General features: G+C 75.5%; 6 protein-coding genes and 3 tRNA genes. 7 read left to right on the top strand and 2 right to left on the bottom strand.

Annotated features, from left to right (window positions below):
• The coding region (locus ACFW1A_RS34405) for a PAS domain-containing protein (protein WP_380416149.1) at window positions 1–1,717 on the bottom strand (1,717 nt) is incomplete at its 3' end.
• 196 nt (window positions 1,718–1,913) lie between these two features.
• On the opposite strand from ACFW1A_RS34405, the gene ACFW1A_RS34400 reads away from it, so the two are divergent.
• From ACFW1A_RS34400 to ACFW1A_RS34390, 3 genes are all read left to right on the top strand, one after another.
• A tRNA-Ser gene (locus ACFW1A_RS34400) sits at window positions 1,914–2,004 on the top strand.
• 158 nt (window positions 2,005–2,162) lie between these two features.
• Window positions 2,163–2,238, top strand: a tRNA-Arg gene (locus ACFW1A_RS34395).
• Between the two features lie 32 nt (window positions 2,239–2,270).
• Window positions 2,271–2,346, top strand: a tRNA-Arg gene (locus tag ACFW1A_RS34390).
• Window positions 2,347–2,433: 87 nt separating this feature from the next.
• Here the strand turns inward: ACFW1A_RS34390 and ACFW1A_RS34385 are convergent.
• A complete protein-coding gene (locus ACFW1A_RS34385; protein ID WP_380416145.1) occupies window positions 2,434–3,690 on the bottom strand; it encodes an MFS transporter in 1,257 nt (418 codons plus the stop codon).
• A gap of 108 nt (window positions 3,691–3,798) precedes the next feature.
• On the opposite strand from ACFW1A_RS34385, the gene ACFW1A_RS34380 reads away from it, so the two are divergent.
• The 4 genes from ACFW1A_RS34380 (at window position 3,799) to ACFW1A_RS34365 (ending at window position 8,551) form a co-directional block, all read left to right on the top strand.
• On the top strand, window positions 3,799–4,389 hold the full coding sequence (locus ACFW1A_RS34380; RefSeq protein WP_380416143.1) for an ArsR/SmtB family transcription factor: 591 nt from the start codon (window positions 3,799–3,801) through the stop codon (window positions 4,387–4,389).
• 679 nt (window positions 4,390–5,068) lie between these two features.
• Window positions 5,069–5,269 carry a hypothetical protein gene (locus ACFW1A_RS34375; RefSeq protein WP_380416153.1) on the top strand — a complete coding sequence of 67 codons (201 nt, stop codon included), beginning with the start codon at window positions 5,069–5,071 and terminating at the stop codon, window positions 5,267–5,269.
• Window positions 5,182–7,215 (top strand): Ig-like domain-containing protein, encoded by a 2,034-nt coding sequence (locus tag ACFW1A_RS34370; RefSeq protein ID WP_380416151.1) that lies wholly within the window; start codon window positions 5,182–5,184, stop codon window positions 7,213–7,215. Before ACFW1A_RS34375 ends, ACFW1A_RS34370 begins: the two co-directional genes overlap by 88 nt.
• A gap of 298 nt (window positions 7,216–7,513) precedes the next feature.
• Entirely contained in the window at window positions 7,514–8,551 is a 1,038-nt protein-coding gene (locus ACFW1A_RS34365) for an SPFH domain-containing protein (RefSeq protein WP_380416141.1), read from the top strand.
• Window positions 8,552–8,908: the final 357 nt, after the last annotated feature.

Below are 8,908 nucleotides of genomic sequence, written 5' to 3'. Positions count from 1 at the left end.
CCGCCTCGCCCTCGCGCTCCGGCCGCTCGGCGGCCTTGGGCGCGCGGCGGCGGCCGGTCCGCTCCGGCTCGGCGGCGGCCGGCTCGGCGGCCGGCTGCTCGGCGGCTGACGGTCCGTCGGTCAGGCCCGGCAGGTCGGGCAGCACCGCGGTGTCGGTCTCCTTGGGCACGTGCCGGCCCTCGCCGGCCGCCGCGCGGTCCGCGGCGGCACGGGCCGCCTCCTCGTCCAGCGGCAGCTCGACCACGTAGGTGGTGCCCGCGTGGTTGGGCAGCTCGTGCGGCTGCAGCACGCCGCCGTGCCGCTCGATCAACGCGCGGGCCATCGGCACCTGCACCGGGTTGCCGCCCCGGCCGGGGCCGCGCACCTCGATCCGGGCCACGTCGCCGCGCTGGGCGGCGGCCAGCACCACCATCGGCGGCTCGCCGGTGTCGGTGGCCACCGAGCCGGTCAGCGAGACCCCGCTGACGTCGGCCACCAGGTAGGCCAGCGCGTGGGCCAGCCGCTCCTGGTCGACGCTCACGTCCACCGCGGCGGCGTGCACCGAGAAGCGCAGCCGGCCCGGGCCGACCAACTGGCCGGCGTACTCCACGGCCCGGGCCACCAGCTTGTCCAGCGAGGTGCCGGCCCGGTCGAGCTCCTCGACGCCCGGTTCGCCGGCCTCCTGGTGGGCCAGCACGCCGTCGATCAGCATGCCGAACCGGCGGCAGTCGTCGGCCAGTGCGCGCAGCATCCAGTTGGCCTCGGGCCACAGCTGGCCGGCCGGGTCGGCGGCCAGCCGGTCGATCCGGCCGCGCAGCGCCTCCAGCGCGGTGGCCACCTCGGTCTCCAGCACCGCGGTCAGGTGCTCGGTCCTGGCGGTGAGCGCGAGCTCCTTGGTCCGGTCGGTGAAGGTCATCACCGCACCGACCAGCTGCTCGCCGTCGCGCACCGGAGCGGTCGTCAGGTCGACGGTGACCGGGCGGCCGTCCTTGCGCCACAGGGTGGCGCCGCGCACCCGGTGCTTGCGGCCCGAGGTGAGGGTGTCCAGCAGCGCCGACTCCTCGGCGGCCAGCGGGGTGCCGTCGGCCCGCGAGTGCTGGACCAGCGGGTGCAGCTCGCGCCCGCCCAGTTCGCTGGCCCGGAAGTCCAGGATGTGCGCGGCGGCCGGGTTGACCAGGACCACCCGGCCCTCCAGGTCGACGCCGAGCACGCCCTCGGCGGCCGCGCGCAGGATCATCTCGGTCTGCTTGTGCTGGCGGCGCAGCTCCGCCTCCACGCCCAGCCGGCTGGTCAGGTCGCGGACCAGGAGCAGCAGCAGGTCGTTGGCCGAGCTGGCCCGCGGCCCGCCCTCGCGGTACGGGTCGTACGGCACCAGGGGGGAGAGGGTGAAGCCGCGTCCGTCGCCGGCGCCGTCGTCGGCGAAGTCGTTGCCGGAGACCTCGACGGGGAAGGTGGAGCCGTCGGTGCGGCGGGCGGTCATCCGGACCGGCTGGGCGGCCTCGTCCGGGTCCTTCGGCGCGGGGCGCATCGAGCCGGGGATCCGGCTCGGGTCGAAGTCCGGCAGCAGGTCGAGCACGCCGCGGCCGACCAGTGAGGTGCCCGGCGTCTGCATGGCGCGCACGGCGGCCTCGTTGGCGTCCACCACCGTGCCGTTGCTGTTGACCAGCAGCAACGCGTCGGGCAGTGCGTCGAGTATCGCGGCGAGGCGAGCAGCGCCTCGGATCGGCCTGCTGCTCACGTCGACGGTCTCCTCACGACTTACGACTGCGGTCCGTGGTGCGGACCGGGCTGCCTCCGGGGGTTGGAGTATCCCATTGTTTTTGCCGAGAGGACGACCCGCCTAGTAACGTAACCAGTGGTTGGTGCCGGAGCCCCGAGCTGTGGCATCATCACAGGCACGCGGATTGCACCGGCGACGGTGCGGTTCGGGTGATGGAGGCTTCGCCTAGTCCGGTCTATGGCGCCGCACTGCTAATGCGGTTTGGGCCTTAAAGCCCATCGAGGGTTCAAATCCCTCAGCCTCCGCCCTCAAGGCCCCGCCGACTCCGGTCGGCGGGGCCTTCGGCGTTCCCGGGCGCCCCGCAAGCCGGGGCGGACCTGCCGGAACCAATCGATTTCACCCCAGGTCGGCGGTCATGTAATGTTGTCCCCGCACCGCCCCGCCGGTCCAGACCGGCAGGCGAGCGCTCATAGCTCAACGGATAGAGCACTTGACTACGGATCAAGAGGTTGCAGGTTCGAATCCTGCTGAGCGCACCAACCTCCGCTCGCGGTCCCTCGGGGCCGTACGAGCGCTCATAGCTCAACGGATAGAGCACTTGACTACGGATCAAGAGGTTGCAGGTTCGAATCCTGCTGAGCGCACCAACCGAAGGCCCCTCGGACCACCGAGGGGCCTTCGTCGTTCTCCGGCGCCCCCGGCCTCCGGTACCGGACCCGGTCGCTGACGCCCGCTCAGCCGGGCCAGCGGGCCGTGCGCAGCGCCTTGCTGCAGGTGGCCGGCAGCAGCCCGACGACCAGCGCGGCGGCCAGCACCAGCAGGGTGGTGGTCGGCGCGAGGCGGTCCAGCAGCAGGCCGACCACCAGGGTGCCGGCCGGGATCCCCGCCATCAGCACGGTCATGGTGACCGCGATCACCCGTCCGCGCAGCTCGTCCGGGACCTGCTGGAAGATCAGCACGTCGATCATCACCCGCAGTGCGGGCATCGCCAGGTTCATCAGGGCCAGCGCGACGAAGACGGTCGGCGCGCCGCCGGGCAGCAGCACGGCCGCGGTGAGCGGGACGCAGAGCCAGGCGGCCCCGAGCAGCAGCCGGCCCGGACCGGCGGCCCGCCGCAGCCGGCCGACCAGGAAGGCGCCGGCGATCGCGCCGACCGCCTCGCCGGCCAGGGTGAGGCCGACCCCGGTGCTGCCGGTGCCGCGGTCGCGCAGCAGCACGATCACCGCGAGGGTCATCGCGTTGCCCACCATGTTGAGCGGGAGCGCCGCGCCCAGGGTGGCGCGCAGCAGCGGACTGGCCAGCAGCAGGCGGGCGCCGGCCCAGAGCCGGCCGTCGGGGCCGCGCCCGCCCGGTCCGGGCCGGCCCGGCCCGGGCCGGCCGTCGAAACGGACCGCGGCGGTGGAGCAGAGCGAGGCCAGCGAGCCGAGCGCGGTGCCGAGCACCGGGACGGCCCGGCCGGCGGCGAACAGCAGTCCGGCCAGTGGCGGGCCGAGCAGGGCGGCGCCGGTGCCGCGCAGCTCCTCCCGGGCCAGCGCCTGGGCGAGCTGCTCGGGCGGGACCACGGCGCGCACCGCGAGGGTGCGGACCGGGCCGCCGTAGGCGGTGGCGGCGCCGATCACGGCGGCCGCCAGCAGCAGGTGCACCACGGTGAGCCGGCCCAGCAGTTGGGCCGCGGCCACGCTGCCGACGGCCAGGAAGCGGAGGCCGTCGGCGGCCAGCAGGACCCGGCGCCGGTCGTACCGGTCGGCCACCGCGCCGCCGTGCGGGCCGCACAGCACGGTCGCGGCCAGCTGCACCGCGCCGAAGGCGCCGGCCAGCGCGGGGGAGCCGGTGAGGGCGAGCAGCAGCAGCGGGAAGGCGGTGTCGGCGATCCGGGCGCCGAGCACCGAGGCGGCGGCGCCGGTCCAGAGCAGTTGGAAGCGGCGGTTGCGGGAGAGCGGGACGGCGGGCGGGTCGGCGGCGGTGGTGGTGCGGGGCTCGGCGGTGGTCATTTCTCTCCCCGTAAGCGTTCACTGTTTCGTGAATGGTTAGCAGCGAGGTGAATGATTGCGGATGGGTGAGCATGACCACAAGTCCTGAAGGCGTGCCAGACTGGCGGGATGCGCGAGAGGGCCGAAGAACGCCTGGTGGACGACGTGGCGACGCTCAAGGCGCTGGCCGACCCGGTACGGCTGGCGATCCTGAAGGCGTTGAACCAGCACGAGCGGCAGCCGCTCACCGCCAAGGAGCTGGCCGCCGAGCTGGGGGAGCCGCAGACCAAGCTCTACCGGCACCTCAAGCAGCTGGAGAAGGCCGAGCTGATCGAGGTGGCCGGGACCCGGCTGGTGTCGGGGATCGTGGAGAGCCGCTACCGGGCGCGCCAGCGCGACCTGCGGCTGGCCGCGGGGATCTTCGCCGAGGGGTCGGCGGAGCGGCCCGAGGCGCTGGCCGCGGTACTGGCCGGACTGGACTCCTTCCGCCAGGACTTCGAGCGGGCCGTGCTCTCCGAGCGGATGGACCTGACCCGGCCCGACGACGGCGCCCCGGGCGTCTTCCGGCACGGCGTGTTCCGCCTCACCCCCGAGCGCGCGGTCGAACTGCGCGCCGAGCTGCGCGAGGTGCTGACCCGCGCGGGCGCGGACGAGGTGCCGGCGGGGGAGCCCGCGGTCGACGTGAAGGTGTTCACGCTGATGTACACCGAACGGGACTGAGCGCGGCCGACGGCGGGGTCGGTGCGGCCGGACGGGTGGATCCCGTGACGGCGCGCCGGGCGGCGGCGGTCGCGCAGCGGTAAGTCGTGATTACTTCTTGTCACATCGTGTGCACAGGAGGGTCTCATGACCGCGAGATCGCCACGGACCAGCCGCCCCCGTCCCGGGCGGACCCGGCGGCCCGTCGTGGTCGCGGTGACCCTGGCGGCCGGGCTCTCGCTCGGGTGGCTGCCCACCGTCTCGCAGGCGCAGCAGTCCCCCGATGCCTGGACCGCCGACCAGCACGCCGTGCTCCGCTCCGGCCTGGCCGTCGACCTGAGCTTCGCGCCCGGACCCGGCGTCAGCGTGCAGGCCGGCACCGGCGGTCTCGCCGACGGCGGCTACTCCGACGGCCTGCGCGGCGGCGCGCCCGCCGAGACCTTCCGGGTGGTCCAGTCGCGCCCGCAGGCCGACGGCTCCTGGCGCACCCTGGGCACCCTGCAGCTGAGCTTCTCCCGCCCGGTCCGCAACCCCCGGCTGCACCTCAGCGGCCTGGCCGGCGCCACCGGGGGCGCGAGCGCGGCGCTGCGGCTGAGCGTCACCGGCGGTACCCCGGCCGGCCCCGTGCTCACCGCCCGCACCCCGTGGAAGGGGTGGACGACGGCCGGCGGCACCCTCGGCCCGAGCGGTCCGGACGGCAGTGCCGACGCCGGGCTGGACCGGGCCGGCAGCGTCGAGCTGGACGGCACCTTCGACACCGCCACCCTGCGGGTGGAGCGGCGTGACACCGCGTCGGCCGGCGGCGCTGCGGCCGTGCCGGTGCTCGACCAGGCCTTCACGGTCAGCCTGGACGAGGCCCTGGGCAGCGCGCCGGCCGGCTACGGCAACGCCTCGCACGTGATCTCCGACCTCTTCCTGGGCAGCGACGCCGTCTCCCCGGTGCCCACCGCGGGCCTGGCCCACCGGGCCGGCTCCCCCCAGCCCGCACCGCCGGAGATCCAGCCCGGCCGGACCGAGCACACCGGCAACGACCCGACCCTCGACTTCCCCAAGGACGCGGCGATCGGCCACTACTACGACCTCACCGTCCCGGTCAGCCCCGGGCAGTCGCCGGCCACCCTGGCCGGCTGGCTCGACTTCCGCCGGGACGGCCGGTTCGACGCCACCGAGCGTGCCCAGGTGGACGTCACCCCCGGGGCGGGCAGCGCCACGCTGGAGTGGATCGTGCCGCCGGACGTGGCGGCCGGCCAGACCTGGGCCCGGCTGCGGATCGCCCGCGACCCCGCGCAGGTCGTCTCGCCGGACGGGTTCGCGGACGCCGGAGAGGTGGAGGACCAGCTGATCGACCTCGCGGTGGGCGCGGCCAAGCCGGAGATCAGCGGCCCGGTGCCGGGCAGCTCGGTCGGTGAGGCGCAGCCCCGGTTCGACGGCGACAGCGGCGTGGCCGGGGCGACGGTCTCGGTGCTGGAGGGCGGGGTGACGCTCTGTCAGGCCCGGGTGGACCACGACGGCACCTGGCACTGCCAGTCCGGCCAGGCACTGGCGCAGGGCGAGCACACCGTGGCGCCGTCCGAGACCACCAGCGGCGGTGTGGTGCTGCAGGGGGACCCGGTGCGGTTCACGGTCAGCACCACCCCGCCGGCCCCGCCGGTCCTGACCGTGCCCGAGTACACCAACGACCCCGGGCTGTTGCTGACCGGGACCGGCGCGCCGGGCACCACGGTCACGGTGACCGAGACGGTGAACGGGACCGCGAACGAGCTGTGCCGCACCGCCGTGCGGGCCGACCGGTCCTGGTCCTGCCTGCCGGTGGAGGACCTGGCCGACGGCACCCACGTGCTGACCGCGACCGCGGTGGACGCGGCGGGCAACCGGGCGGCGGGCAAGCCGGTGCCGCTGATCGTGCGGACCGTGCCGCCCGCCAGGCCGGTGCTGACGGCCCCCGGGCCGGGCGAGGAACTGCACGAGGTCCGGCCCCGGTTGGCCGGGCGCGGCGAGCCGGGGAGCTCGGTCACGGTGGTCGCGGGCGGGGACGGGGCGCTCTGCTCCGCGGTGGTCGCGGTGGACGGCAGCTGGGCGTGCCACGCGCAGCGGGACCTGGGGGCGGGGGAGCAGTTGCTGACCCCGACGGCGGTGGACCGCGCCGGGAACGCGACGCAGGGGGAGGCGGTGCGGGTGACGGTGGTGCTGGGGAGCCCGAGCCCGAGTGCGAGCGTGAGCCCGAGTGCGAGTGCGAGTGCGAGCCCGAGCCCGAGTGCGAGCCCGAGTGCGAGTGCGAGCCCCTCGGTGGCCGCGGGAGTGGCCGACCCCACGGAGAGCGCGAGCGCCACGCCCACCCCGAGTGCGGCCACCCCGAGTGCGGCCGGCTCCACCGAGAGCCCGAGTCCGAGCCCGAGCCCGAGCGCGAGCCCGAGCCCGAGCGCCAGCCCGAGCACGAGCCCCGGCCCCACCCCCGGTGCGGCCGGTGCCTCCGCCGGGGACGTGGCGCCTCCCGTGCTGGAGGACGCTCCGGTGCCGATCCACGTCCCCACCCTGCGGGTGCTCTACGCGATCCAGAAGTCCGCCCCGTCGACGTCCGATGCGTCCCCTGCCCCGCAGCACACCACACCCCCGGACGAGCTCTCCGCCGAGGACCCGACCCCGGCCGTCGGCTCCGCCGCCACCTCGGCCGCCCGCGGGCAGGCCGTGGCCCCGCCGCCGCCCACTGCTCCGGTGGGCGCGCGGGAGGGCTCGCTCGGCGGCTGGCGCGCCGTCACCTGCGGCATCTTCCTGATCCTGGCGGGCCTGACCCTGGTCACCCGGCGGGTGCTGGCCCAGGGCAGCGGCAACCGGCGGCGGCCCCGGTGAGCCGCCGATCGGGGGTACTCGGACGCACATCTGGCGCACCGTCAGTGAGCTGGGCTTTTGTCCCCGACGGAGGGTCAGGAATCGCCGACGCGCCGACAGACAAATATCGCATTTATGCACTTATGTACTTAGCCTGACTCTGCACCGCCCGTCAGATCCGGGCCGACCGTCATGTGATTCAGCGACCCGGAGGAACCCCGTGGACGTCCCCGCCGACCCCGCCCTTCCCGTGCTGGCGGGGGCGACCCCGCTCCCCAAGGCCGAGAGGCCGATCCCGGCGCCCGCTCATCCACAGCCTGTGGACATCCGCGGCGAGCCGGCCAGCCGCCGTCCGCCGAAGGCCGACCCCGGGCTCCGGGAGCGGGCCGCGCTGGCGCTGCCGGGCTGGGTCGCGCTGCTGGCCCTGCTGCTCGCGCTCGGCTCGATCGTCGTGGTGCTGGCCCGGGTCGGGGTGGTCCCGCACCTCCTCGACTCCCTCCCGGACCTGCGCACGGACGAGGCCCGGGCGGCGGACGGCGCGGTGGTGACCGACTGGGCGCTGGCCGCGGTGACCGGGGCGGGGCTGGTCGCACTGGTGGCGCTGTCCGGACTGCTGGCCAACTCCGGCGGCGACACCCGGGTGCTCAGCCGCTGGGGCCGCTACCAGGGCACCGTCCGGCGCACCGGCCTGTCCTGGGTGAACCCGCTGCTGCGCCGCCGCCGGGTGGACGTCCGGCTGCGGCACTGGCGCAGCGAGCCGGTCCAGGTCACCGACCGCACCGGCACCCCGATCGTGGTCCGGCTGCTGGTGGTCTGGCGGATCCGGGACACCGCCCGCGCGGTGTTCGCCGTCCGCGACCACGAGAGCTACCTGCGCGAGCAGATCCACGCCGTGCTCACCCGGATCGCCAGCACCCTGCCGTGCGACAGCAACGCGGCCCCCGGCCCGGCGCTGCGCGACGGGCAGTGGTTCGCCGACGAGCTCAGCCGGGCACTGGCCGCCGAGGCGCTGCCCGCCGGGCTGGAGGTCTACTCGGCGCAGCCGCTGGTGCTGGAGTACGCCCCGGAGGTGGCCGACTCGATGCGCCGCCGCAAGCTGGCCGACCTGGACGCGGGGCTGCGCACGGTGCTGGTGGACGACGCGGTGGAGGCGGCCGCACTGGCCGTGCGCCGACTGGAGCGCGCCACCGCCCAGGAGTTGGACGAGGCGGCCCGCAGCGCCCTGATGGAGCAGCTGCTGGTGGCCTTCGTCGCGCCGGCGGGGGTGACGAGCGCCGTGCCGGCGCCGGGCGCCCGGCCGGTCGGCCGTCACGGCAGTACCAGGAACGGGGCCGGCACGGAAGGAAAGCGGTCATGAGGATAGCCAGCGACCCGGCACTGATCGGGTTCCAGGAGCGGATCGGGGAGCCGACGGCGCAGCTGCGCTGCGGGTGCCACTACTGCGCGGGCCGGGCGGGCAGCCGGCGCGGCAGGCCGACCGGGCGGTCCGCCCGAATATCTCCCCTGCGGCTCACGGTCCGCGGGACCTGCCTCGCCACCACGGTGCTGACCGGCGCCGGAGTCGCCGGCCTGACCGTCGGCGCGGGCACCGCCCACGCGGACTCCGCCCCCAGCCGCGCGGGCTGGGACGGTTCGGTCTACTGGTTCCGGAACGAGTCGGGCGAGTGGCGGTACACCAAGTACTACGACACCTACGTCGCCCGCACCCAGCAGG

The organism is Kitasatospora sp. NPDC058965 (assembly GCF_042741245.1).
In the GTDB taxonomy this organism is placed as follows: domain Bacteria; phylum Actinomycetota; class Actinomycetes; order Streptomycetales; family Streptomycetaceae; genus Kitasatospora.
Note: the sequence above shows the minus strand (reverse complement) of the source record. Positions and strands in the feature narration are given on the sequence as shown.